Source organism: Rhizobium sp. USDA 3886 (assembly GCF_056279785.1).
In genome coordinates this window covers 1355698-1379287 of the sequence record NZ_JBWCDC010000003.1, presented here as the reverse complement: position 1 = coordinate 1379287, position 23590 = coordinate 1355698, and the positions used below count along the sequence as shown (strand labels likewise).

Here is a 23590-nt window from a genome sequence, read left to right as displayed (position 1 = left end):
TCGCCTAAATCAAAATAGGCGCAAAATACGCTCAATTCAAGCATCGCAACGCCAGGATGGATTCCGGCGTTCGAAGAAGGCGGCGATGCCTTCGCGCGCCTCTTCCGTTTCCCAGGTGTCCGCCAATTGCTTAATAACGCTTTCGACGACCGTGTCCGTGATCGGCATTCCAAGCGAACGTCCAAGCATTTTGGCTCTTGCCACTGCTTCGGGCGATGCTTTCAGGAAATGCGCGACTTCGGCTTCGACTGCCGCATCGAGATCCTCGGCGTGTACAACATGCTCAACCAGCCCGGCAGCCTTCGCCTCCGATGCGCTGATCAGTTTACCGGACATGAAGAGCGGCCGGGCGGCACCTTCACCGATCCGGGCGATGACGAAGGGGCTGATCGTCGCCGGGATGATACCCAAACGAACCTCGGTCAGGCCGAAACGCGCGCTTTCGGCGGCGATCACCAGATCGCAGATGCTGAGAAGGCCGACACCGCCGCCAAAGGCGTTGCCCTGGGCACGGGCGATCATCGGCTTCGGAAGATCGTTCAGCGCTCGGAACATCGTGGCAAGCCGCCTTGCTTCGGAAATCCGCTCGGCGCGTCCGGCATTAAATTGCGCACGCATCCAGCCAAGATCACCACCCGCGCAGAAACTTGCGCCCTCGCCGGCAAGCACGATAACCCGAACGCCACGGTCGGTACCCAGCGCCGTTGCTGCCGCGATCAGTTCATCCATCATCTCGGCCGAGATCGCGTTATGCTTTTCGGGCCGCGCAAGCGTCAGCCGTGCGACGCCGCGGGCGTCGATGTCGATGCGAAGCGTTTTTGGCATCACGGCTCACTCCTTAACGCGCGGGCAAAGGCCGCTGCCTGCCGCAGCTTATCTTCCACGAGCCCTGTCGAAAAACCCCTTGCCGCCAGATGCCGTGCAACGGCCATCGTGTCGACATTGCCCTTTGCGCCCGGCGCATAAGGACAGCCCCCGAGCCCGCCGATCGAGGCATCGACGACGCGAAGCCCAAGGTCGAGCGCAACGTCGATATTTTCGAGCGCGCGGCCTGAGGTATCGTGAAAATGGCCGGCGAGCATCGCAGCCGGCGCCTCATCAAGCACGGCTGCGAGCATCCTCGCTACGGCTTCCGGTGTTCCGCGGCCGATCGTATCGCCAAGGCTGATCTCATAGCACCCCAGTTCCCTCAGCCATGCCGTGGCCTTCGCGGCATTGGCGGGCGGTACGGTACCCTCATAAGGGCATTCGACGACGCAGCTGACATAGCCGCGCATCGGAATGCCGTGCTCGCGGCTTGCCTGCGCGACGGGGCGGAAACGGTCGATGCTTTCGGCGATCGAGCAATTGATATTATGCTGGGAAAAGCTTTCGGAAGCTGCGGCAAAGATCGCGATCTCATCCGCCTTCGCCGAAAGCGCCGCCTCAAAACCCTTCATGTTGGGGGTGAGCACGGCATAGCGCACGCCGGGTTTGCGGCGAATACCGGCCATCACGTCAGCAGCGTCTGCAAGCTGTGGCACCCATTTTTCGCTCACGAAACTCGTCACCTCGATGCGCTCGTAACCGCAATCGGACAGCATGTCGACAAGCGCAATCTTGTCCGCTGTCGCAATGAACTGCTTCTCGTTTTGCAGACCATCACGCGGCGCCATCTCGACGATCGAGACATGTTCCTGATGGGAAGCAGTCATCATGCCTCCCCGGCCTTCAGTGTCACAAGGACGGCGCCCTCGGACACCTGGTGGCCCTCGCTCGCCTGAACGCTTTCCACGATGCCGTCCCGCACGGCCGTCAGCGTCAGCTCCATTTTCATGGCCTCCATGACGATCAGCGGTTCGCCCTTCGAGACGACGGCACCTTCGCTTGTCCGCACGATCTTGATGAAGCCCGGCATCGGAGCAATGAGACGATCGCCGGCCTCCGCTTCCAAGGCAGTACCGTCCAGCGGATCGGCAAGCGCAAAGAGATGCGAGTTGCCGTCAAGCCTCAAACACAGCCGATGCGGACCGCGCTCGATCCCGACCGACACCTGCCTGCCATCGGCTTCCACCTGCAATCGGTCGGCATGGCGGCTGACGATCCTGATGGGGATCACGCGATGGCCGTCATGAACGGCGAACATGTCAAAGCCCCGCGCAACGACCCGCAGATTTGCAAGACCGCCTGCATGGTCCAACGTCACAACGCGCTGCATCTCGCTCCAAAGCTGCCAATGGCCGAGCGTATCCCACGGATCAAAGCCTGGCCTTTTTCCTTCCAACGACAGCACCGCCGCAAGCGCAATCACGGTGTCTTCAGCAGTCGGAATTGCCGTCAGCGTTTCAAGATTGCGCTCGATCAAATCAGTGTCTGGATGGCCAGCGACGAAATCCTGCTGACGGCTCAGATTGGCGAGAAAGCCGATATTGCTCACCGTCCCGCCGATGTGCGAGGCCTGCAGTGCCCGGGTCAACGCCGCCAGTGCCGCGCGGCGGTTCGCACCATGCACGATCATCTTTGCGATCAGCGGATCGTAATGGGCAGAAATCCGGTCACCTACCCTGACGCCCGCATCGATCCGCACGCCGTCCTCCGGAAAACGCATCTCATCGATTACGCCTGTCGCAGGCAAAAAGCCCCTTTCCGCATCCTCTGCGTAAATACGCGCCTCGAACGCCCAGCCGTCGATCTTCAGCTCGGATTGCTTCTTCGGAAGCGGCTCACCCGCTGCCACGCGCAATTGCCATTCGACGAGATCAACGCCCGTAATCGCCTCCGTTACGGGGTGCTCGACCTGCAGGCGCGTGTTCATCTCCATGAAGAAGAAGCGGTCCGGCCACAGCCCGTTCGAGACATCGGCGATAAACTCCACTGTACCGGCGCCGCGATAATCGATCGCCCGGGCCGCGCGGACAGCCGCCTCGCCCATGGCGCGGCGCATCTCGGCGGTCATACCCGGGGCTGGCGCTTCCTCGATGACCTTCTGGTGGCGGCGCTGCAGTGAACAATCGCGCTCGAAAAGATGCACGACATTGCCGTGCCGGTCGCCGAAAACCTGGACCTCGATATGGCGCGGCTGAAGCAGGTACTTCTCGATAAGAACGGCATCATCGCCGAAGGCCCCCTTCGCCTCGCGCTTGGCTGCATCAAGTGCTGCTGAAAAGTCTTCCGCCCGGTCGACGCGGCGCATGCCCTTGCCGCCGCCGCCGGCCCGCGCCTTGATGAGGACGGGGAAGCCGATCCCGGCTGCCTCGCCCGCCAAAAGGTCGGGCTCCTGACTGTCGCCGTGATAGCCGGGCACGATCGGAACGCCGGCGCTTTCCATCAGGGCCTTGGCGGCATCCTTGCGGCCCATTGCCCGGATCGCCAATGGCTGCGGGCCGATGAAGACTATTCCTGCCGCCTCGACAGCCTCAGCGAACTCGGCATTTTCCGAAAGGAAGCCATAGCCCGGATGGATCGCCTGGGCTCCTGCCCTTTTCGCCGCCGCGACAACGCGCTCGATCGAGAGATAGCTTTCATGGGCCGCCGCACCACCGATGCGGATCGCTTCGTCGGCGAGCCCAGCGTGCTGCGCCCCGCTATCGGCATCAGAATAAACGGCGACGGTGCGGATTCCCATTCGGCGGGCGGTGCGGATGATCCGGCAGGCGATTTCACCACGGTTCGCGATCAGGATCTTTTCAAACATTGCCGCCTCACATCCTGAACAGGCCGAAGCGCGTGTCTTCGATCGGCCCATTCAGCGCAGCTGACAGCGACAGCCCGAGCACATCGCGGCTCTTTGCCGGATCGATGACGCCGTCGTCCCAAAGGCGGGCAGAGGCGTAGAGCGGATGGCTCTGGCCTTCGAAGAGATCGAGAACGGGCTTCTTGAAAGCCGCCTCGTCGTCTGCATTCCATGGCGTTCCGGCGCGGATCAGCGCTTCGCTACGAACGGTCGCAAGAACGCCTGCCGCCTGCTCGCCGCCCATCACGGAAATCCTGCTGTTCGGCCAGGTCCAGAGAAACCGCGGCGAGAAGGCGCGCCCCGCCATGCCGTAATTTCCGGCGCCGAAGGAGCCGCCGATCAGCATGGTGATCTTCGGCACCCTGGTGGTTGCCACAGCCGTGACCAGTTTGGCGCCGTGCTTGGCAATGCCTTCCGTCTCATATTTCCGCCCGACCATGAAGCCGGTGATGTTCTGCAGGAAGACCAGCGGGATTTTCCGCTGCGAGCAAAGCTCGACAAAATGCGTGCCTTTGACCGCGGATTCGGAAAAGAGGACGCCGTTATTGGCAATGATCCCGACAGGGATGCCGTGGACATGTGCAAAGCCGCAGACGAGCGTGGTGCCGTAGCGCGCCTTGAATTCGTCGAAGCGCGAACCGTCGACGATGCGAGCGATCACCTCGCGGACCTCATAGGGCGTGCGAAGGTCGGTCGGCACGATACCGGCGATCTCTGCCGGATCGTAGAGTGGCGGCTCGGCTTCGCGAAGCTCGATCGTGTGCGCTTTCGTCCGGTTCAACGAGGCGACGGCGCGGCGCGTCAGCGCCAGGGCATGGGCATCGTCGCGCGCCAGATAGTCGGCAACGCCGGAAAGACGCGTGTGCACGTCGCCGCCGCCGAGTTCTTCTGCCGAAACGACCTCGCCGGTTGCTGCTTTGACGAGCGGCGGTCCGGCGAGGAAGATCGTACCCTGCCCTTCGACGATGATGGCTTCGTCCGACATGGCAGGGACATAGGCACCGCCCGCCGTGCAGGATCCCATCACCACGGCAATCTGCGGGATCCCGGCCGCCGACATGTTGGCCTGGTTGTAGAAGATACGGCCGAAATGATCGCGATCCGGAAAGACCTCGTCCTGGTTCGGCAGATTGGCGCCGCCGGAATCGACGAGATAGATGCAAGGAAGGTTGTTGGCCGCTGCGATCTCCTGCGCTCTTAGATGCTTCTTCACCGTCATCGGATAGTAGGTGCCGCCTTTGACCGTCGCGTCGTTGCAGACGATCATGCATTCGCGCCCGGCGACACGGCCGATTCCCGTGATCAGCCCTGCTGCCGGCGCCTCGCCGCCGTACATGCCATAAGCGGCGGTCGCGGCGATTTCCAGAAACGGCGTCGCCGGATCGATCAGTCCCATGACCCGATCGCGCGGCAGCATCTTGCCTCGGCCCACATGCCGCTCGCGCGCCGACGTCCCGCCGCCATTCGCAGCCGTTCGTACCGCCTCCTCGATAAGCTTGATAGCTTCCTCCATCGCCGCCTGATTGGCCCTGAAGGTTTCCGAATTGGTCGATATCTGGGATTTGAGTACGGTCATGCCGTCTCCGCGAACAGCTCACGTCCGATCAGCATGCGCCGGATTTCGGAGGTTCCAGCGCCGATCTCATAGAGCTTGGCGTCCCTCAAGAGCCGCCCTGCGGCATAATCATTGGTGTAGCCATTGCCGCCGAGCGCCTGGATCGCTTCGAGCGCCATGGCTGTCGCCTTTTCCGCGGCATAAAGAATGCAGCCGGCTGCATCCTTACGGGTCGTCTCGCCGCGGTCGCAGGCAGCCGCCACCGCATAGACATAGGCACGCGCCGTATTCAGCGTCACATACATGTCGGCAAGCTTGCCCTGCATCAACTGGAATTCGCCGATCGCGCGGCCGAACTGCTTGCGTTCATGCAGATAAGGCAGAACGATATCCACGCAAGCCGCCATGATGCCGAGGGGACCGGCGGAAAGCACCACGCGTTCATAGTCGAGCCCCGACATCAGTATCTTCACGCCGCCGCCGACGGCGCCCAGCACGTTCTCCCCGGGCACTTCGCAATCTGCAAAGATCAGCTCGCAGGTATTTGAACCGCGCATGCCGAGCTTGTCGAGTTTCTGGCCGGTGGAAAAACCCTTGAAGGTCTTCTCGACGAGGAACGCGGTGATACCGCGCGGTCCGGCCTCAGGGTCGGTCTTGGCATAGACCACCAGTACCTCGGCGTCCGGACCGTTGGTGATCCACATCTTGTTGCCGTTCAGCACGTATCGGTCGCCACGCTTTTCAGCTTTGAGCTTCATCGAGACGACGTCGGAACCGGCACCCGGTTCGGACATGGCGAGCGCGCCAACATGTTCGCCGGAAATCAGCTTGGGCAAATAGCGGCTCTTTTGCGCGTCGTTGCCGTTGCGGTTGATCTGGTTGACGCAGAGATTGGAATGCGCCCCATAGCTCAAGCCGACCGAGGCCGAGGCGCGGCTGATCTCCTCCATGGCGACGCAATGGGCGAGATAACCGAGACCTGCGCCGCCATAGGCGTCATCCGCGGTAATGCCGAGCAGGCCCATATCTCCCATCTCGCGCCAGAGCGGCGCTGGAAAATTGTTGCTGCGATCGGTTTCCGCTGCCAGCGGCCCGATGCGCTCGCTTGCAAACCGCCTCACACTTTCGCGCAGAGCGTCGATCTCGTCGCCGAGCGCGAAATTCAAACCACCTGAATACATCCGGCCTCTCCCCTTAGCCGTCGATCCCGCCGTATCGCCGCCAGCATCTGCTCTCCTCCCGAGATCGCAGTGTTGATCCGTGACACCGGAAGCATTGCTCTTCCGCTTCATCGGTCCATGTCAGGACGATAGCACCCGATCTGCAGAATTTCCCCACCAAAAATGCTGCCGCGGCGCATCAATCTTAAAGCAACAGCCTATGATCGCGACATTTTCGTAACGCGTGACGGCGCTCGTAGCACGCGGCCACGACACATATTTTGATCAGTTGATCTTCACGCCCTTCGAGCGCATGCGCGATACGGTCTCGCGCTCGGCCCGTTTGCACCGCATCGGCGGCAAGCCGCGGTCCATCAAATCCATGTCCTCCAGCACCATGCCGCCCATCTTCTTGAAGGCGCTCTCCAGTGCGCCGGCCCGATGCGCGGAACGGATAAAGCCTTTCAGGTTCCGCACCGGATGATCAAGCGGTAGCGGCTCTTGCGGATAGACATCGCTTGCCGCGACGATATGGCCGGATGCGACAGCCGATATCAATGCATCGAAATCGACGACATCTGCCCGGCTGAGCAGGATGAAAGCCGCGCCCGGCCGCATGCTGGCAAACGCCTCGGCACCGAGGAACCCCTTGTTCTCGCTGGTGACCGCCGCAACGACAAAAACGAAATCGCTTCTCGTCACTACCTCTTCGAGGCTCGCCGCTTCAACGCCGTTCTCCTCCAGGATGGAGCGCGGCAGCCAGGGATCGAAGACCCGGACCTTCGCCCGGAACGCGGAAAACACGCGCCGCAGCGCTTTGCCGAGGTCGCCGAAGCCGATGATGCCGATTTCGGAGCCTCCGATCAGCCGGGCGCTTGCATTGCCCTCTCCACCCCACAGCTCCTTGCCCTCACGAAAGGCGATATCCGCGTCGACGATGCCTCGCGCGAGCGAAACCGCAAAACCCAGACCGATTTCCGCCACCGGTTCGGCAAAGACCTGCCCCGTCGTCACGACATGGATGCCGCGCTGAAAGAGGATTTCATAGGGCATGTTGTTGATAAGGTTGCTTTCGACGTTCAGCACGCAACGCAGCGCGGGCATCCGGGCCAGCGTTTCGGCCGACAGCGGCGGCTGACCGATGATGTAGCGCGCCTTGCCCAGAACGTCATCGCCGAGCCCTGCGATATTTTCCGGATCGGCCTCGACGATCTGATATCTGGCGTGCAACTGCTTTCTCGCCTCGTCCGTAAAGATCAGGTCGAGCGTGCGCGGCTCCGGCGCGCTGATCGCCAGCGGCCGCTCGTCATGTATCATCTCTCCTCCTCCCGCAGCTTGCCGCTCGGCTGGCACGCAGTTTCAGAGCGACGCGGTTTCGATGATGATGGTCATATCGCATATCGGGCGCGGGCAATACTGTCTTCTGCCGATCGCAGACGCCCCTCAGTGATCGAGATCAAGCTTGAGCTTGAGCTGCTCGCCGCCCCGCGTCTTAACGAGATAGGGGTTCGGTGGTCTCATCAGCTGAATCCGTTCGAGCAGCTTCTCGCGCCGTTTCCGGTCGCGCTCGCGAGCCGAGCGGGATGCTGCAACAAAAGCCAAGGCATTCTGTATAACGAGCTCTGCGTGCGTCATTGAGAATCTCCGTTACCTTTGTTCCCTTTATGTTCTCATTTCGCGGTAAAGTCAATCATGCACCGGCGCAGCGCGGTATGCAGCGGTCTCTCGATATCGGGCGTTGTCCAGTAATGGCCAAAAATAAGCCGAGGGATTAACCCTTATTTAAGCATGCTCTTGCTTACATTAGAGTTTGTCGCCATGGTATGGCCCTTAAGGTTGAGGGGTTAAAGCATGGATACTTACAGCGTAAATGCCAAACCTGCGCAGTATGCCGAGCGACTTCGTGATTGCCGGGCATCCTTCGAGCCGATGTTTCTGGAGATCATCAAGGAAGGCCAGAAGAGGGGCTTCAAGCCGGCGGAAGTTGCCATGGCGATCGCCGATGCTGCCGACGACATGATCCTGGAACTCGCCGCAAAGCTCGACACCGCGCACTAGCCGTCGATCGCTGCGATCCAAGGTCGTTGCGAACGAACAGGATCGCTTCTCGCGATCCCATTCGATTTCTCGGCCACGGTTGGAGTACCGTTCGGCGGCCGCTAGCCGTTGATCGTGATGCGCTTGGCACGCGATTGCGCCGTTTCGGAGCGTGGCAGGGTGATCGTCAGGACGCCGTTCTTGAAGGACGCGTCGATCTTGTCTTCCTGCACCTCGCTGTTGAGTGAAAGGCGGCGCTCGAAGCGGCCATAGAACCGCTCGGAGAACTGCCGGTCCTTATCCTCGTCGTCGGCTCGCTTTTCGCCGCGGATCGTCAGGATGCCGTTGTCGATCAGAAGTTCGATATCCTTCTCGTCCAATCCCGGGATTTCGGCGAGGATCCGGATGTCCTTATCCGTCTCCGCGACTTCGATCTTCGGCCAGGCGGTTTCGAACATGAAACCGGATCCGACTGTCGGAAAACGGCCCTCGAAGCCGCGGAAGACGTCGTCGAACAGCCTGTTCATCTCGCGGTGAAGCGCAAGGAACGGATGCTGGTCTCTGCCTGCATAACCTGTCGGGACCGGACTGTTGCTGCGGCCCCACGGAATAAGATCACGAACACTCATCTCAACCTCCATGCTTGCAAGGCGTCGAAGGATGACCTCATGCGCTCGCCTTTACCTTTGTCGATGGGGCGACATATGAGTCACCTTCGTCTGGAACACGCTTGATGCTGCGTGGAATTTCTCGCGCATCAGCATAGAGTAAACGCCAATGTCGACGTTTCCGTTCCGGAACGGCGCGTTAGCACTCTCCCCGCAAGAGTGCTAATTTTTTGCTGCAGCCCTCTTGAAATTCGAAAAAATCGGTAGCAGATTTTTTCAGCCGGGCGAGCAAAGGGCCTGGCAGCCGCCGGATCGATCACTCGCTCCGGCAGTGAAACATGGATCATCATTTGTTCATGGAGGAAAACATGACGTTCCGACCGCTTCATGATCGCATTCTCGTCCGCCGTGTGGAGTCCGAAGAGAAGACCAAGGGCGGCATCATCATTCCCGACACTGCCAAGGAAAAGCCGCAGGAGGGAGAAGTCATCGCCGTCGGTCCGGGCGCGCGCAATGATGCCGGCCAGATCCAGCCGCTCGACGTCAAGGCCGGCGATCGCATCCTGTTCGGCAAGTGGTCTGGCACCGAGATCAAGATCAACGGCGAGGACCTGCTGATCATGAAGGAAAGCGACGTCATGGGCATCATAGAGGCCCCGGCGGTCGACAAGAAGGCCGCCTAATCGGCCTTGGGCTAACCCCATTCCAACGCTGGCTGCCTATGGAGGAGTGAAGAACATGGCTGCTAAAGAAGTCAAATTCCACGCCGATGCCCGTGATCGCATGCTGCGCGGCGTCGACATTCTCGCCAATGCCGTCAAGGTGACGCTCGGTCCGAAGGGCCGCAACGTCGTGATCGACAAGTCCTTCGGCGCACCGCGCATCACCAAGGACGGTGTTTCGGTCGCCAAGGAAATCGAACTTGAGGACAAGTTCGAGAACATGGGCGCCCAGATGCTGCGCGAGGTCGCGTCGAAGACCAGCGACGTCGCCGGCGACGGCACGACGACGGCAACCGTTCTTGCCCAGGCGATCGTTCGCGAAGGCGCAAAGGCCGTTGCCGCCGGCATGAACCCGATGGACCTGAAGCGCGGTATCGACCTTGCCGTCGATGCCGTCGTCAAGGAACTGAAAAACAACGCCCGCAAAATCTCCAATAATGCCGAAATCGCCCAGGTCGGCTCCATCTCGGCCAATGGCGATCCCGAAATCGGCAACTTCCTTGCCGAAGCCATGCAGAAAGTCGGCAACGAAGGCGTGATCACCGTCGAAGAAGCCAAGACTGCCGAAACCGAACTCGAAGTCGTCGAAGGCATGCAGTTCGACCGCGGCTACCTGTCGCCCTACTTCATCACCAATCAGGACAAGATGCGGGTCGAGCTTGAGGATCCCTATATCCTGATCCATGAGAAGAAGCTCTCGAACCTGCAGTCGATGCTCCCGGTTCTCGAAGCTGTCGTCCAGTCCGGCAAGCCACTGCTCATCATCGCTGAAGACGTCGAAGGCGAAGCGCTTGCAACACTCGTCGTCAACAAGCTGCGCGGCGGCCTGAAGATCGCTGCCGTCAAGGCTCCGGGCTTCGGCGACCGCCGCAAGGCCATGCTCGAGGACATCGCCATCCTGACGGGCGGCACGGTGATCTCTGAAGACCTCGGCATCAAGCTCGAATCCGTTACCCTCGACATGCTTGGCCGCGCGAAGAAGATCGTCGTCGAGAAAGAAAACACCACGATCATCGACGGCGCCGGCGCCAAGTCGGACATCGGGGGCCGCGTTGCCCAGATCAAGGCGCAGATCGAAGAAACCACCTCCGACTACGACCGCGAAAAGCTGCAGGAACGTCTTGCCAAGCTCGCCGGTGGTGTTGCCGTCATCCGCGTCGGCGGCTCGACGGAAGTCGAAGTGAAGGAAAAGAAGGACCGCGTCGACGATGCGCTGCATGCAACGCGTGCGGCAGTCGAAGAAGGCATCCTGCCGGGTGGCGGAGTGGCGCTGCTGCGCGCCGTCAAGGCGCTCGACAACGTCGCCGTGGCCAATTCGGATCAGCGTGTCGGCGTCGAGATCGTCCGGCGCGCTATCGAATCCCCGGTGCGCCAGATCGCCGAGAATGCCGGCGCGGAAGGTTCGATCGTCGTCGGCAAGCTGCGCGAGAAGACCGAGCTTTCCTATGGCTGGAATGCCCAGACCAACGAATACGGCGATCTCTTCACAATGGGCGTGATCGACCCGGCCAAGGTCGTGCGCACCGCGCTTCAGGATGCTGCCTCTATCGCCGGCCTGCTGGTGACGACGGAGGCCATGATCGCGGAAAAGCCGAAGAAGGAGGGCGCCGCCCCCGCAATGCCCCCCGGAGCCGGCATGGACTTCTAGGTTGACATTCGGCCCGCCTGGCGACCGGCGGGCCGCACGGGATGGAGGTTAGGGATGGTTCAGACGATCATCAACCGATCGGACGTGCCGCTTGATGCCCGCGACCTTGAGATGTGCCAATGCGTATTCGACGAGGTTCGGTCGGCAGCCAAAGTCGCCAAGGATTCCGAGGAAGCAGAGCGTATTGCTGCGATCACGATCGAACTTTATCGCCAGGGCGTTCGCAACCCGGACCATCTGAAGGTCATGGTGGGAGCGGCGCGCGGTCTTATCGCGCCGCGCGAAGAGTAGAACCAAACAGAGGACCAGGAACTGGTGATGACCGTCTAGACACCAGGAGTGCGGCGAGAATGGCTGGTGTGTTCGCCGATCGCCAATGATCCGGACTCCTCGCTTCTTTTTTAAGGCGGCTCGATGAATCTGTGCTAAGTCGCGGCAAAGAACACCAGATAGGACTTACCGGACCCATGATTGAACTTACGCCATCGCAGATCGCAGCACTGAAACTCGCCAGGGATGGAGATCTTTATCTTCAGCCGACGAAGAAGTGGACGCACCAAAACGCAACGGTGACTTACGCAAGAACCGACCGTTGGAAAGAACGACCGCAGAAAGTGAAATCCGTAACCAGCAAGACCCTGGAAGAATTGAAGGCGCCAGGCTTTCTGGAACGACGCCATCTCGATCATGATGCGTCAAAGGACGTCTACGGGATCACGATGGCCGGCAAGATGTGGCTGCTGAAGAACAAGTAAGCCTGCTCAGATCAAGTCTTCGACCCCGATCAGTCTATCGCTCGGCATAGTCTCGCCTGAGACCGCCGTTTGCGCGCCTCGAAAGCTCGGGCTGCGAAAACGTTTTCGCAGTTGACATCTTTGTTGCGAAAAGGTTTTCTCTTATCGAACTGATGGGAGAACGAGACTGAACGACACAGGGGGAAGACAGAGCCGGATAACGATCCATGATCTAGCGGCCGCAGCCGGCGTCAGCATCTCGACGGCGTCGAAGGCGTTGAACGATGCGGGCCGCGTGGGCGAGGAAACGCGCGAGCGGGTCAAGCGCATCGCGCGGGAAATCGGCTTCAGGCCGAACGCGCTAGCGCGTGGCCTCTTGAGCAAGCGCAGCTTCACTATCGGGCTCTTGACCAACGACACTTATGGCCGCTTCACGCTCCCGGTGATGGCAGGTATTTCGGAGGCGTTGGTCGACCACGGGGTTTCGGTTTTCCTGTGCGCGATCGAGGATGATCCGGCTCTTGGGCAGATTCATGTGGATGCGATGCTGGACAAGCAGGTCGATGGCATCATCGCATCGGGTAAGCGGCTCGACCGGCGGCTGCCGGTCGATCTATCAAGCCTTCCGGTCCCAGTGGTCTACGCCTTTACGGAAGGCACGCCGGGCAGCGTCAGCTTCCGCTCGGATGACGCACAGGGTGCAAGGCTCGCGATGGAGTGGCTGATCGAACTCGGGCGTTCCCGCATCGCCCATATTACCGGCCCTGAAAGCTTTTTTTCGGTTTGCGAGCGCGCCTCGGCCTACCGCGAGATCGCAGGTGACAGTGAGCCGGTCCTCTACGGCGCGTGGGCAGAGGCCTGGGGTCATGAGGCAGTCGGCCGCATATGGAGCCGCGCCGGAGAAAAACCCGATGGCATCTTCTGCGGTAACGACCAGATCGCCCGCGGTGTCGTCGATGCGCTTCGCGAGCGGAGCGTCAAAGTGCCGGAGGACGTCTCGGTCGTCGGATTCGACAATTGGGAGATCGTCGCCGCGCAGACGCGGCCGCCGCTGACGACGGTCGACATGGAATTGAAGGAACTCGGGCGTCAGGCAGGGTTGACCGTGCTTGCGCTCGCCGAGGGCAGGCCCGTCGAGCCCGGAGTGAGGAAATTGCCGTGCCGTTTGGTCGTGCGGCAGTCATGCGGGGGTGCCCGCAAGGTATGAGAAACGGCGCGAGGAGACGCGCCATATTGGGAGGAACGTCATGATCAAGCGTCTATTGGCAGCGACCAGCATCGCTACCTTATGCCTGGTATCGGGAGCATCGGCCGCCGAAAAAGTTGAAATGTGGGTCCGCTCGGGGATCGGCGACGCCTTCAAGAAGGTCGTTGAAGCCTATAATTCCAGCCACGAAAACCAGGTCAACGCAACCGAAGTGCCGTTTTCCGAACTGGTGCAGAAATATGCAACGGCGATCGCCGGCGGACAAGCGCCCGACGCCCTTTCGATGGACCTCATCTACAACCCCGCCTTTGCTGCGGCCGGCCAGTTGGAAGACCTGACGGACTGGGCAAAATCCCTGCCCTATTTCAACGCGCTGTCGCCGTCGCATGTTCGCCTCGGCACCTATCAGGACCGCATTTACGGCCTACCGCTCTCAGTCGAGACCTCGGTCTTTGCCTGGAACAAGGACCTCTACAAGAAGGCCGGCCTAGACCCGGAAAAGGCGCCGGCGACCTGGGACGAGATTACCGCCAACGCGGAAAAGATCCGCGCGCTCGGTGACGACACCTATGGCTTCTATTTCTCAGGTGGCGGCTGCGGCGGCTGCATGATCTTCACCTTCACCCCGCTCGTCTGGGGTGCCGGCGCCGATATCCTCTCGGCCGACAGCAAGACGGCGACGCTCGATACGCCGCAAATGCGCAAGGCGGTCGATATCTATCGCAACATGGTCAAGAAGGACCTCGTGCCGGCAGGTGCGGCAAGCGACAACGGTACGAACTTCCTGACCTTTACGAACGGCAAGATCGGCCAGCAAAGCCTCGGCGCCTTTGCCATCGGCACGCTTGTGACCGAGCATCCGGACATCAACTTCGGCGTGACCCTCATTCCAAGCGTCGATGGAAAGCCCTCCTCCTTCGCAGGCGGCGATAATTTCGTCATCACCAAGGGCACGAAAAAGATCGATGCAGTGAAGGAATTCCTCGAATACATCTATTCGATGGACGGCCAGAAGGTCATGGCACAGTACGGCAGCCTGCCGACGCGCGGCGACATCGCCCAAAAGGTGCTGGAGGGTCTCGATCCGCGTATGCAGGTCGGACTTGAGGCGATCAGCGTTGCCAAGACGCCCTATACGCTGCAGTTCAACGATCTGATCAACAGCGCCAACGGCCCGTGGGCTACCTTCACCAATGCCGCGATTTTCGGCGACGATGTCGACGGCGCCTTTTCAAACGCCCAATCGGAAATGCAGTCGATCATAGACAGCGGCCAATAACGTCTCTCCCGGCCGTGGGCCGGGGAGCGGTGGCAGCTTCCCGGCCAATCTTAATGACAGATGCGGAGCGTTTTTCGATGATAGGTTCAGGCTTGCAGCGCCAATCGTCCGCGCCCAGGCGGCGAAGATCACAATGGCGTGGCCTTGCCTATATCGCACCCGCCATGGCGCTCGTCATCGTCTTCTTCATCATGCCGGTTATCTTCACCGGATGGATGAGCCTTCATAATTGGCCGCTGATGGGGGCCTCGCGCTGGATCGGGTTCAACAACTATTTCCGCATGTATAACGACGGCCGCTTCATGACGGCGCTGAATTTCACGGCCTATTATACCGTGATCGTCACTGTCGCGATCTTCGTGGTCGCCTTTCCGCTGGCGATCTTCGTCGAGAAGGAACGGCAGTTCGTCAGCGCCTACCGCACGATCATCTTTCTGCCTGTCGTCGTCGGCCTTGCAACCGCCTCCCTGCTTTGGGTGTGGCTTGCCAATGTCGACAGCGGGTTCGTCGGTCCTGCCTTGAAAGGCCTCGGCCTCGTCGAGAAGAGCCCAAACCTGCTTGCGACCTTCGACACGGCGTTCCTGACCGTTGTCGTAATGGTCGTCTGGAAGATCGCGGGCTTTACCATGATCATCCTTTTGACCGGGCTTCAGGCTATTCCTGCAGAACTGACGGAGGCGGCCCGCATCGATGGCGCCGGCCGTTGGCAGCGGTTCGTGCATCTGACGCTGCCCTTGATGCGCAAGACGATCGCGCTGGCGCTGATCGTCTCCGTCACTGGTTCGATCCTTGCCTTTGACCAGTTCTACATCATGACGGCCGGCGGGCCGCAGAACAAGATGATCTCGGTCGTCTATTACATCTTCAATCAGTCCTTCGTGTCTTTCAACCTCGGCTATGGCGCAGCGCTGTCGATCGTGCTTCTCGCGATCCTGGTGGCGATCAGCATCATACAGCTCTGGCTGCTTCGTGTCGGGGAGGATCGCCCATGATCTCCGCGAAGGAACGCCGCGCGCGCAAGCGCCTCCGCTCGAAGTCGGTCTACCACCTGACCGGGATCGCCATCGCGATCTTCTTTCTGGCGCCATTCGCAGTCACGCTGCTTGCCTCGTTCCGGCACGGAACCGAAGCGAGCCTGCCGCCTCTGCCGCCATGGCCGACGGCGGGTGTGAGCTTCGATTCCTACAGATTGCTGGATACGTTCGGCGCCGGCATCTGGCGGCACATGGTCAATTCGCTGCTCGTCTCGCTTGCCACCGTTGTCCTGACAGTCGTGGTCAGCCTGCTCGCGGGATACGGATTTTCGCGCTATCGCTTTCCGCTGAAGAACGTGCTCTTCGTGCTGATCATCATGACGCTGATGATCCCCTTCCAGTCGATCCTGACGCCGCTCTTCATCATCCTTGCAAAGCTCGGGCTCAACAATTCGCTGCTCGGGCTGACGCTCGTCTATGTGACGCTGCAGCTTCCCTTTTCCGTCTTCATGATGCGCAATGCTTTCGATGCCGTCCCGAAAGAGATCGAGGAGGCTGCGCGTATCGACGGCGCGCGCGATTTGAAGCTCCTTGTGCGCGTGCTGTTGCCGCTTGTCCTGCCCGGTGTCGCGACCGTCGCGATCTTTGCGTTCCTCAATGCCTGGAACGAGTTCCTTGCGGCCCTCGTGCTGCTTTCCAGTAATGAGAAATACACCCTGCCCGTCCTCATGACGGCGGTGCGCGCCGGCCGCCTCGGCGCGATCAACTGGGGCGCGGTGCAGGCCGGCGTCGTCGTCATGACGATCCCCTGCCTCATCGTCTTCCTGCTTCTGCAACGCTACTACATGCGCGGGCTCATGGCCGGCGCGGTAAAGTGATCTCAAGACAAAATGGATGAAGCCATGAACAAGCTGAAAAGAGACCGCCAGTTCCGCCCCCTTCCCGTTCCGAGCGTCGAATTGCACGGGCTCTTCGGCGATCGTCAGGACGCGATCTGCGCGTCCACGGCCGAGACGCTTCTCGACCGGTGCGTGGAGGCCGGCATGCTGCGCGCGATCGATACGAGCCAGCCAGGCCCCGGCGTCGTGATCCCGATCCAGCCCTGGGGCGGCACGACGCAGATGTTCTGGGACAGCGACCTTGGCAAATCAATCGAGACGGTCGCCTATTCGCTCTACCGGCGCCCCAATCCGCAGTTGGAAGCCCGCGTCGACGACATTATCGGCATGTATGAGAAACTGCAGGACAAGGATGGCTATCTCAACGCCTGGTTCCAGCGCGTCCAGCCAGGCCGTCGCTGGACCAATCTGCGCGACCACCACGAGCTTTATTGCGCCGGCCATCTGATCGAAGGTGCGGTTGCCTATTTTCAGGCGACGGGCAAGCGCAAGCTGCTCGATATCATGTGCCGGTATGCCGACTACGTGATCAAGGTCTTCGGCCACGGCGAAGGCCAGATACCGGGCTATTGCGGCCATGAAGAGATCGAGTTGGCGCTGGTCAGGCTCGCCCGCGTGACCGGCGAGAAGAAGTATCTGGATCTCGCCAAGTATTTCATCGACGAGCGCGGCGCCGAGCCGCATTTCTTTACCGAAGAGGCGATCCGCGACGGGCGCGATCCGGCAAATTTCATCCAGAGTACCTACGAATACAACCAGGCTCACGAGCCGGTGCGGCAGCAAAAGAAGGTGGTCGGCCATGCGGTGCGTGCCATGTATCTTTATTCCGGCATGGCAGACATCGCGACGGAATATAACGACGATACCCTGACCGCTGCACTCGAAACACTCTGGGACGACCTCACGACCAAGCAGATGTACATCACCGGCGGCATCGGCCCAGCCGCGTCCAATGAAGGGTTCACCGACTACTACGACCTGCCGAACGAGAGCGCCTACGCCGAAACCTGCGCCTCGGTCGGCCTGGTGTTCTGGGCCAGCCGCATGCTGGGCCGCGGTCCCGATCGCCGCTATGCCGACATCATGGAGCAGGCGCTTTACAATGGCGCAATGGCCGGCATTTCGCTCGATGGCAGGACGTTCTTCTATGAAAATCCGCTTGAGAGCGCCGGCAAGCACCATCGCTGGATCTGGCATCACTGCCCCTGCTGCCCGCCGAACATTGCGCGCCTGCTGTCCTCCATCGGATCTTATATGTATGCCGTTGCCGACGACGAGATTGCCGTCCATCTCTATGGAGAAAGCAGGGCGCGCTTTGAAATCGCGGGCTCGAAGATCACGCTCGCGCAGGAGACGCGCTATCCTTGGGATGGCGCCATCCATTTTAACATCGAGATGGAAAAACCGGCGCATTTCGCCGTGTCGCTCCGCATCCCCGAATGGGCCGACGACGCCGCAATCAAGGTGAATGGCGAGGCGCTCGATCTTTCATCCGTGATGCTCGACGGCTATGCCCGCATCGAACGGGAATGGAAAAGCGGCGATCATGTCGATCTCGACATTCCCCTTGCGGCGCGCTCGCTCTTTGCCAATCCGCTGGTGCGCCAGGATGCCGGCCGCGCGGCTTTGATGCGCGGGCCGCTTGTCTATTGCGTCGAAGCGACGGACAACGGTTCCGGCTTGAACGGTATCCGGCTCAGCGCCGATGCGTCAAAAGCCACAACTGCCGAGATCGCCGAGCTTCGCGGCGCCGTCGCTTTGGATCTGCCGGTGACACGCGATGAAACCGATTGGGGCAACACGCTTTACAGGACGTCGCCGCCGCAGGCACGCGAAGCGACCGCGCGCTTTGTGCCCTACCCGTTCTGGGATAACCGGGCTCCGGGTGAGATGCTTGTCTGGGTCAGAGCAGGTGGCTCGAGCGGTGAGTAAAGTGAGTAAGATGACAGACACTGGCGTCGTGCTGTCCGGCGTCCGAAAGAGCTTCGCCAGCTTCGATGTCATCCATGGCATCGACCTTGAAATCGCCGAGGGCTCCTTTGTCGTCTTCGTCGGCCCCTCCGGCTGCGGAAAGTCGACGCTGCTTCGCATGATCGCCGGCCTCGAAGAGGTCACGGACGGCGAGATCGAGATCAAGGGACGCAACGTCACCGATCTCGATCCGTCGGACCGGGGCATCGCCATGGTGTTTCAGTCCTACGCTCTTTATCCGCACATGAGCGTGCGCGAAAACCTCGCCTTCGGGCTGAAGATGGCGAAAACGGCGACAGCCGAGATCGAGACACGCGTGAAGGCGACGTCCGGGATTCTGAAGATCGAGCATCTGCTCGACCGCAGGCCCGGCCAGCTCTCAGGCGGCCAGCGCCAGCGCGTCGCGATCGGCCGGGCAATCGTGCGCAAGCCAGACGTCTTCCTGTTCGACGAACCGCTGTCCAACCTGGATGCGGAGTTACGGGTCTCGATGCGCATCGAAATCGCCCGGCTGCATCGCGAGCTCGGCAACACGATGATCTATGTGACGCATGACCAGACTGAGGCGATGACGCTTGCCGACAAGATCGTCGTTCTGCGCGATGGACGCATCGAACAAATGGGAACGCCGCGCGAAGTCTACGAGAATCCGGCCAATGTCTTCGTCGCGGGCTTTATCGGCTCACCGCGAATGAACCTTCTGGAAGCCGCATGGACGGGTGACGGCACGATCAGAATCGCCGGCACCGTCATCCCGGCACCGATTGCAGCCGGCAAGCTTTCAGCCGGCGACAGGCTGACATTCGGCGTTCGCCCGGAGCATTTCGTTGTCGCTGAGGCTGGGGCGGAGACCCTAAAAGCCAAGGTCGATTTTTCCGAGTATTTGGGTGGAACCCAGTATCTGTACTGTCAGCTCGAAGATGGCCAGACCGTCACCGCAGAACACAGGTCACCGCTGGCAATCGAGGCCGGCGACACTGTCCGTCTTGCAAGCGAGACGACCGAGCGCCGTTTCTTCAATGCAAATGGGCAGCGCCTGGCAGGTTAGAAATCGGTTGTCGATAAGACTGATGGGAATCTCGCCGCGTATGGCTGCGGATCGAACGGCTCGACAATCCAAGGATGGCTGGCCATTCTCATAAACGGATTCTCAAGCCGGGACATATGATCGCAACCGACCCTTTGCAGATCCTCAGCGACGTCCTAAAATCCCTACAAAGCCCGAGGTAATCGAGATCGGCCGTCGCCCCTCGTCGGACAGGCCTAATTGCCGTCGGAATCACGGAGACGTATGCAGACGACACGTCGAATGCTGGTGCGGGCCTCCTTAGCTATGATGGCCGCGACGATTTTCCCGCCAGTCTTGGCACACCCCCAGGACGGGCGGCCTGTCATGCGCCGCATCCCGTCGACCGGCGAGGAAGTTCCGGCCGTCGGGCTTGGGACGTGGATCACCTTCAATGTCGGCGACGATCGGGCGCTCATGGACGAATGCGCGGGCGTCATGGCAGCCTTCTTCGAGGCTGGCGGATGCATGATCGACTCTTCGCCCATGTACGGCTCATCGCAACCGGTCATCGGCCATGGCCTGCGGAAGCTCGGGCGGCCCGCGGCGCTGTTTTCGGCGGAGAAAGTCTGGACGTCGTCGGGCGCTGACGGCCCAAGGCAGATCGAGCAATCCCGCCTTTTCTGGGATGTACCGCGGTTCGACCTCATCCAGGTCCACAATCTCCTTGCCTGGGAGGCGCATCTGCAGACCCTGTTCGAGATGAAGGCGGCCGGCGCAGTGCGCTATGTCGGAATCACGACCTCAGAAGGGCGCCGCCATGATCTTCTTGAACAGATCATGCGGCACGAACCCATCGATTTTGTACAGCTCTCCTACAATATCCTCGATCGCGAGGCGGAAGAGCGGATCCTGCCGTTGGCGGAAGAGCGCGGTATTGCCGTGATCATCAATCGGCCCTTCCGGCAAGGCGCGCTGACTCGCCGGCTCGAGGGCGAACCTATGCCCGAATGGGCGGCCGAACTCGGTGCATCGAGCTGGGCTCAGTTCCTCCTGAAGTTCATTCTCGCCCACCCGGCCGTCACCGTCGCGATCCCAGCAACCACCCGCGTCGACCATGTGCGCGAAAACGTCGCGGCGGCGACAGGCTCCTTGCCAGACGCCGCCACGCGCGAGCGCATGGTGGCCCACGTGCAGGATCTTTGATGCCGGAATGGTGGACCTACAGCCTTGAGGATTTTCTGCTCTTTTCGCCACGCGTCTACTGGCGGATGTTCGAGTTGCAGAATGCGGCCCTCTGGCCGCTACAGGCGCTCGCGGTTGGCCTCGCCTTTGCCGCGATTGCGCTTGCCGTACGGCAGCCGTACGCCTCAGGGCGCTTCGTCGCGCTCGTTCTCGCGATCCTTTGGGCCTTCGTCGGATGGTCTTTCCTTTGGAACCGCTACACGACCATAAACTGGGCGGCCGCCTATGTCGCACCAGTCTTCGCCGTTGAGGCCGTGCTGCTCCTCGCCGTCGGTACGCTGCTCAATGGCCTCGTCTTCGACCGGCGTGGGCCCGCCGGCTGGATGGGATATGTGCTTCTTGCCTTCGCTCTTGCCGGGCAGCCGCTGCTTGCGCCGCTGCAAGGACGGGTTTGGGCCTCGTCGGAGATTTTCGGCATTGCCCCCGATCCGACAGCGATCGGAACGTTAGGTTTTCTGCTTCTCGCCCGCGGCAAGACGTTATCGTTGCTCCTTCCCATCCCCCTTCTGTGGTGTTTTTTAAGCGGCATAACCCTTTGGAGCATGGGAGCGCCGGAGGCGTGGGCAGCTTTTGCGGCCGTGATGCTCGCGCTCGCAGCCTGCATCGGAATGATCATCGCTCAGCACGGGAGGCCAAGATGACGACTGCACTTTTCGTCTTTTTCTTCAAGGAGGGCCCTGCACCACGTGGTGGAGTTTGGCTTGGGTAACGAGGGAAGCTGACGTGCATCCGTCTTCCCCCTTGGACACTATCCGACGCTCGAAGCCCCGCATGGCTGTGGCCGGCGGCGTCTGTTGCGGCAAATAGGCTCCCTTGCGGGCAGAAGCGCGGTCGCTCCAGTCGTCAAGTGTCCTGCTTTCAAACCGGATGGTCCCGGAACTCGGCGTCTGCTAGCGGGTGTCGGTCAAGAGGAAAAGGAAATACGTCGACAGCTACAGCGGTGGCGCGAACATAGAATGAAGACGCGCTAGATCCCATCGCGCAACAGCGTCTGGAGCCGATCTTTAATTCAATGGTCGTCCAGCGAGCCTTGCGCATAGAAATGCTTGCGTATCGTTCTTGTATAAGTGGCAAATGCGGGCGACGCCATGACATCCAGGCCTCTCGGTCGAGGAAGATCGATGTCGTAAACCTCCGAGATCGCACCGGGACGTTCGCTCATGACGACCACCCGATCTGAAAGGAAGACGGCTTCCGGAATACTGTGGGTGATCAGGAGAATGGTCTTTTTCGATCCAAGCCAAATACGTTGAAGTTCGAGATTCATCTTCTCTCGGGTCATTGCGTCGAGTGCGCCGAACGGCTCGTCCATAAGCAAGACCCTCGGATCGTGCAGGAGCGCCCTGCAGATAGAGGCACGCTGTTGCATGCCGCCGGACAGTTGCCACGGGTACTTGTTTTCGAACCCCTTTAGGCCGGCCATCTCGATCAAGGTCTCGGCCCGTCTGCGGGCCTCGACCATGTCCATATTCCGCATCTCCGCCTGCAGCAGTATGTTATCGATGACGACGCGCCATGCGAGCAGTACCGCACTCTGAAAGACAATACCGACATCGATTTGAGGCCCGCTGATTTCCCTTCCCGCCAAACGGACCGCTCCGTCCGTCACGGGAGCCAAGCCCGCAACCAGTCTCAGCAGCGTGCTCTTTCCGCAGCCCGATGGCCCCACAACCGAGACGAACTCCCCGTCACTGATCGACAGATTGATCGGACGCAGCGCTTCGAAGGCTCCGAAACGCTTTGTCACGTTGTCGAGTTCAATGAGCGGGATCCCCGGCCTAGACTGCGGCTCTTTGGCTTCCATTTTTTCCTCAAAAAGGTGGACCGGTTCCGTCATCGCCGATCCCTTACGGAAGGAAGGCATCGGTATAGTACTTCGAAACGTCGTCATCCGAGGTTTTCAGCGTCCCGACCGCAATCATGGTCTTGATGGTTTCCTGGATTTGTGCAGACGTCACGCGCAGCGGCCTCAGGTCGGCCGAGCCCGGGCTCTTGAGCAGAGGAATCGCCGTGTTCAGACCAGACAGCAGACTCTCTGCCGATCCTGCATTCGGATAGCTGGCACGCACGGCGTCGACAGCCTCCTGGGGGTGCTGGACGGTATATTCGAAGGAGCGGGTGGCCGCCCGCATGACCTTTTTGATGAGCTCCGGGTTTTCTTCCACTGTTTCGAGGTTGACGATGAACGAGGACCCGATGCTGTTCACTCCATAGTCGGCGAAGAGCATGTTGGTCACTGGCTTGCCGGTCACCGATTCGATCTGGCTGCCCTGATCGGTGGCGAAGCCAAGAAGTGCATCGGCCTGGCCCGTGATCACGGCGTTGACCTTGGTCTTCGCGTCACCGCTGACGGTCTTGAAATCGGATGCCTGAAGTCCGTTCTTTTCCATGAAGAGCGGCCAGGACTGTGACGGAGAATCGCCCGGTGTCATCGCGATAGTCCGGCCCTGGATGTCAGAAGGCTTTTCAATCCCCTTTTCCTTCAGGCTGACGACGGCGAACGGACTCGTCTGCAATGCCGAGCCGACCGAAATCACCGGCGCGCCCTTGGCTACGAGCGCCATCATCGACGTCAGATCGGCAAAGCCGAACATCACGTTCTCAGCCGCAACGGCCTGCACGGTGGGGCCAGATCCACGGCCCTCCAGGATTTCAAGGTCGATACCCTCCTCCTTGAAGTAGCCCTTCTGCTTTCCCAGAATCAAAGGTGAATGAAGGCCGGTAACGTACCAGTTGAGCATCAGCGTCGCCTTTTCGAGGCTTTGCGCTGGCGCGCTTGTCACGCATGCCGCCGAAATCGCAGCTAAAACCGCACAGGCTTTGATTATCTTGG

The 23590-nt window shown here is 60.6% G+C and carries 23 protein-coding genes; 13 read left to right on the top strand and 10 right to left on the bottom strand.

What is annotated here, in order from left to right; translation table 11 throughout:
- Window positions 1–36: 36 nt before the first annotated feature.
- The 7 genes from ACZ9BX_RS29535 to ACZ9BX_RS29505 all read right to left on the bottom strand — a co-directional run bounded on the left by ACZ9BX_RS29535 (window position 37) and on the right by ACZ9BX_RS29505 (window position 8062).
- A complete protein-coding gene (locus ACZ9BX_RS29535) occupies window positions 37–825 on the bottom strand; it encodes a crotonase/enoyl-CoA hydratase family protein (protein WP_476221779.1) in 789 nt (262 codons plus the stop codon).
- Entirely contained in the window at window positions 825–1694 is an 870-nt protein-coding gene (locus tag ACZ9BX_RS29530; protein ID WP_476221777.1) for a hydroxymethylglutaryl-CoA lyase, read from the bottom strand. Before ACZ9BX_RS29530 ends, ACZ9BX_RS29535 begins: the two co-directional genes overlap by 1 nt.
- Window positions 1694–3673 (bottom strand): acetyl/propionyl/methylcrotonyl-CoA carboxylase subunit alpha, encoded by a 1980-nt coding sequence (locus ACZ9BX_RS29525; RefSeq protein ID WP_476221775.1) that lies wholly within the window; start codon window positions 3671–3673, stop codon window positions 1694–1696. Before ACZ9BX_RS29525 ends, ACZ9BX_RS29530 begins: the two co-directional genes overlap by 1 nt.
- A gap of 7 nt (window positions 3674–3680) precedes the next feature.
- Entirely contained in the window at window positions 3681–5288 is a 1608-nt protein-coding gene (locus ACZ9BX_RS29520) for a carboxyl transferase domain-containing protein (protein ID WP_476221774.1), read from the bottom strand.
- Window positions 5285–6448, bottom strand: a complete 1164-nt coding sequence (locus ACZ9BX_RS29515; RefSeq protein ID WP_476221772.1) for an isovaleryl-CoA dehydrogenase — start codon at window positions 6446–6448, stop codon at window positions 5285–5287. Before ACZ9BX_RS29515 ends, ACZ9BX_RS29520 begins: the two co-directional genes overlap by 4 nt.
- Window positions 6449–6712: 264 nt before the next feature.
- The gene (locus ACZ9BX_RS29510; protein ID WP_476221771.1) at window positions 6713–7744 is read right to left on the bottom strand and encodes a hydroxyacid dehydrogenase; all 1032 of its coding nucleotides are present in this window, start codon (window positions 7742–7744) and stop codon (window positions 6713–6715) included.
- Window positions 7745–7870: 126 nt separating this feature from the next.
- Window positions 7871–8062, bottom strand: coding sequence for a hypothetical protein (locus tag ACZ9BX_RS29505; protein WP_037142778.1), 192 nt, complete (start codon window positions 8060–8062; stop codon window positions 7871–7873).
- A gap of 216 nt (window positions 8063–8278) precedes the next feature.
- Here ACZ9BX_RS29505 and ACZ9BX_RS29500 point away from each other — a divergent pair, with 216 nt between their 5' ends.
- Window positions 8279–8485, top strand: coding sequence for a hypothetical protein (locus ACZ9BX_RS29500; RefSeq protein ID WP_027511671.1), 207 nt, complete (start codon window positions 8279–8281; stop codon window positions 8483–8485).
- A gap of 101 nt (window positions 8486–8586) precedes the next feature.
- Here the strand turns inward: ACZ9BX_RS29500 and ACZ9BX_RS29495 are convergent, their stop codons facing one another.
- Window positions 8587–9093, bottom strand: coding sequence for an Hsp20/alpha crystallin family protein (locus tag ACZ9BX_RS29495; protein ID WP_476221768.1), 507 nt, complete (start codon window positions 9091–9093; stop codon window positions 8587–8589).
- Between the two features lie 347 nt (window positions 9094–9440).
- On the opposite strand from ACZ9BX_RS29495, the gene groES reads away from it, so the two are divergent.
- The 12 genes from groES (at window position 9441) to ACZ9BX_RS29435 (ending at window position 21398) form a co-directional block, all read left to right on the top strand.
- Complete coding sequence (gene groES, locus ACZ9BX_RS29490; protein ID WP_132563355.1) at window positions 9441–9755, top strand: co-chaperone GroES; 315 nt, start codon at window positions 9441–9443, stop codon at window positions 9753–9755.
- Window positions 9756–9810: 55 nt separating this feature from the next.
- Window positions 9811–11442: a chaperonin GroEL gene (gene groL, locus ACZ9BX_RS29485; RefSeq protein ID WP_476221766.1), complete on the top strand. Its 1632-nt coding sequence runs from the start codon at window positions 9811–9813 to the stop codon at window positions 11440–11442.
- A gap of 54 nt (window positions 11443–11496) precedes the next feature.
- Window positions 11497–11733: a hypothetical protein gene (locus ACZ9BX_RS29480; RefSeq protein ID WP_476221765.1), complete on the top strand. Its 237-nt coding sequence runs from the start codon at window positions 11497–11499 to the stop codon at window positions 11731–11733.
- A 176-nt stretch (window positions 11734–11909) separates the two neighbouring features.
- On the top strand, window positions 11910–12197 hold the full coding sequence (locus ACZ9BX_RS29475; protein WP_027513801.1) for a hypothetical protein: 288 nt from the start codon (window positions 11910–11912) through the stop codon (window positions 12195–12197).
- A gap of 166 nt (window positions 12198–12363) precedes the next feature.
- Window positions 12364–13383, top strand: coding sequence for a LacI family DNA-binding transcriptional regulator (locus ACZ9BX_RS29470; protein ID WP_476223082.1), 1020 nt, complete (start codon window positions 12364–12366; stop codon window positions 13381–13383).
- Window positions 13384–13423: 40 nt separating this feature from the next.
- Window positions 13424–14662, top strand: a complete 1239-nt coding sequence (locus ACZ9BX_RS29465; protein ID WP_476221763.1) for an ABC transporter substrate-binding protein — start codon at window positions 13424–13426, stop codon at window positions 14660–14662.
- 77 nt (window positions 14663–14739) lie between these two features.
- Entirely contained in the window at window positions 14740–15654 is a 915-nt protein-coding gene (locus ACZ9BX_RS29460) for a carbohydrate ABC transporter permease (protein ID WP_476221762.1), read from the top strand.
- Complete coding sequence (locus tag ACZ9BX_RS29455; RefSeq protein WP_476221761.1) at window positions 15651–16514, top strand: carbohydrate ABC transporter permease; 864 nt, start codon at window positions 15651–15653, stop codon at window positions 16512–16514. The genes ACZ9BX_RS29460 and ACZ9BX_RS29455 overlap by 4 nt, the downstream gene beginning before the upstream one ends.
- A 24-nt stretch (window positions 16515–16538) precedes the next feature.
- A complete protein-coding gene (locus ACZ9BX_RS29450) occupies window positions 16539–18467 on the top strand; it encodes a glycoside hydrolase family 127 protein (protein ID WP_476221760.1) in 1929 nt (642 codons plus the stop codon).
- Between the two features lie 10 nt (window positions 18468–18477).
- Window positions 18478–19554, top strand: coding sequence for an ABC transporter ATP-binding protein (locus tag ACZ9BX_RS29445; protein WP_476223081.1), 1077 nt, complete (start codon window positions 18478–18480; stop codon window positions 19552–19554).
- Window positions 19555–19797: 243 nt separating this feature from the next.
- Window positions 19798–20718, top strand: coding sequence for an aldo/keto reductase (locus tag ACZ9BX_RS29440; RefSeq protein WP_476221759.1), 921 nt, complete (start codon window positions 19798–19800; stop codon window positions 20716–20718).
- Window positions 20718–21398, top strand: a complete 681-nt coding sequence (locus ACZ9BX_RS29435; protein WP_476221757.1) for a DUF6064 family protein — start codon at window positions 20718–20720, stop codon at window positions 21396–21398. Before ACZ9BX_RS29440 ends, ACZ9BX_RS29435 begins: the two co-directional genes overlap by 1 nt.
- Window positions 21399–21766: 368 nt before the next feature.
- Here the strand turns inward: ACZ9BX_RS29435 and ACZ9BX_RS29430 are convergent, their stop codons facing one another.
- Window positions 21767–22561 (bottom strand): ABC transporter ATP-binding protein, encoded by a 795-nt coding sequence (locus ACZ9BX_RS29430; RefSeq protein ID WP_476221756.1) that lies wholly within the window; start codon window positions 22559–22561, stop codon window positions 21767–21769.
- 43 nt (window positions 22562–22604) lie between these two features.
- Complete coding sequence (locus ACZ9BX_RS29425) at window positions 22605–23540, bottom strand: ABC transporter substrate-binding protein (protein ID WP_476221754.1); 936 nt, start codon at window positions 23538–23540, stop codon at window positions 22605–22607.
- Window positions 23541–23590: the final 50 nt, after the last annotated feature.

Excerpts from the sequence above, each read along its gene's own strand:
- ACZ9BX_RS29450 (WP_476221760.1), top strand. The coding sequence starts at position 16,539 with ATGAACAAGCTGAAAAGAGACCGCCAGTTCCGCCCCCTTCCCGTTCCG.
- groES (WP_132563355.1), top strand. The coding sequence starts at position 9,441 with ATGACGTTCCGACCGCTTCATGATCGCATTCTCGTCCGCCGTGTGGAG.
- ACZ9BX_RS29480 (WP_476221765.1), top strand. The coding sequence starts at position 11,497 with ATGGTTCAGACGATCATCAACCGATCGGACGTGCCGCTTGATGCCCGC.
- ACZ9BX_RS29475 (WP_027513801.1), top strand. The coding sequence starts at position 11,910 with ATGATTGAACTTACGCCATCGCAGATCGCAGCACTGAAACTCGCCAGG.
- ACZ9BX_RS29535 (WP_476221779.1), bottom strand. The coding sequence starts at position 825 with ATGCCAAAAACGCTTCGCATCGACATCGACGCCCGCGGCGTCGCACGG.
- ACZ9BX_RS29435 (WP_476221757.1), top strand. The coding sequence starts at position 20,718 with ATGCCGGAATGGTGGACCTACAGCCTTGAGGATTTTCTGCTCTTTTCG.
- ACZ9BX_RS29495 (WP_476221768.1), bottom strand. The coding sequence starts at position 9,093 with ATGAGTGTTCGTGATCTTATTCCGTGGGGCCGCAGCAACAGTCCGGTC.
- groL (WP_476221766.1), top strand. The coding sequence starts at position 9,811 with ATGGCTGCTAAAGAAGTCAAATTCCACGCCGATGCCCGTGATCGCATG.
- ACZ9BX_RS29460 (WP_476221762.1), top strand. The coding sequence starts at position 14,740 with ATGATAGGTTCAGGCTTGCAGCGCCAATCGTCCGCGCCCAGGCGGCGA.
- ACZ9BX_RS29500 (WP_027511671.1), top strand. The coding sequence starts at position 8,279 with ATGGATACTTACAGCGTAAATGCCAAACCTGCGCAGTATGCCGAGCGA.
- ACZ9BX_RS29530 (WP_476221777.1), bottom strand. The coding sequence starts at position 1,694 with ATGACTGCTTCCCATCAGGAACATGTCTCGATCGTCGAGATGGCGCCG.
- ACZ9BX_RS29445 (WP_476223081.1), top strand. The coding sequence starts at position 18,478 with ATGACAGACACTGGCGTCGTGCTGTCCGGCGTCCGAAAGAGCTTCGCC.
- ACZ9BX_RS29465 (WP_476221763.1), top strand. The coding sequence starts at position 13,424 with ATGATCAAGCGTCTATTGGCAGCGACCAGCATCGCTACCTTATGCCTG.
- ACZ9BX_RS29430 (WP_476221756.1), bottom strand. The coding sequence starts at position 22,561 with ATGGAAGCCAAAGAGCCGCAGTCTAGGCCGGGGATCCCGCTCATTGAA.
- ACZ9BX_RS29455 (WP_476221761.1), top strand. The coding sequence starts at position 15,651 with ATGATCTCCGCGAAGGAACGCCGCGCGCGCAAGCGCCTCCGCTCGAAG.
- ACZ9BX_RS29440 (WP_476221759.1), top strand. The coding sequence starts at position 19,798 with ATGCAGACGACACGTCGAATGCTGGTGCGGGCCTCCTTAGCTATGATG.
- ACZ9BX_RS29515 (WP_476221772.1), bottom strand. The coding sequence starts at position 6,448 with ATGTATTCAGGTGGTTTGAATTTCGCGCTCGGCGACGAGATCGACGCT.
- ACZ9BX_RS29525 (WP_476221775.1), bottom strand. The coding sequence starts at position 3,673 with ATGTTTGAAAAGATCCTGATCGCGAACCGTGGTGAAATCGCCTGCCGG.
- ACZ9BX_RS29505 (WP_037142778.1), bottom strand. The coding sequence starts at position 8,062 with ATGACGCACGCAGAGCTCGTTATACAGAATGCCTTGGCTTTTGTTGCA.
- ACZ9BX_RS29510 (WP_476221771.1), bottom strand. The coding sequence starts at position 7,744 with ATGATACATGACGAGCGGCCGCTGGCGATCAGCGCGCCGGAGCCGCGC.
- ACZ9BX_RS29520 (WP_476221774.1), bottom strand. The coding sequence starts at position 5,288 with ATGACCGTACTCAAATCCCAGATATCGACCAATTCGGAAACCTTCAGG.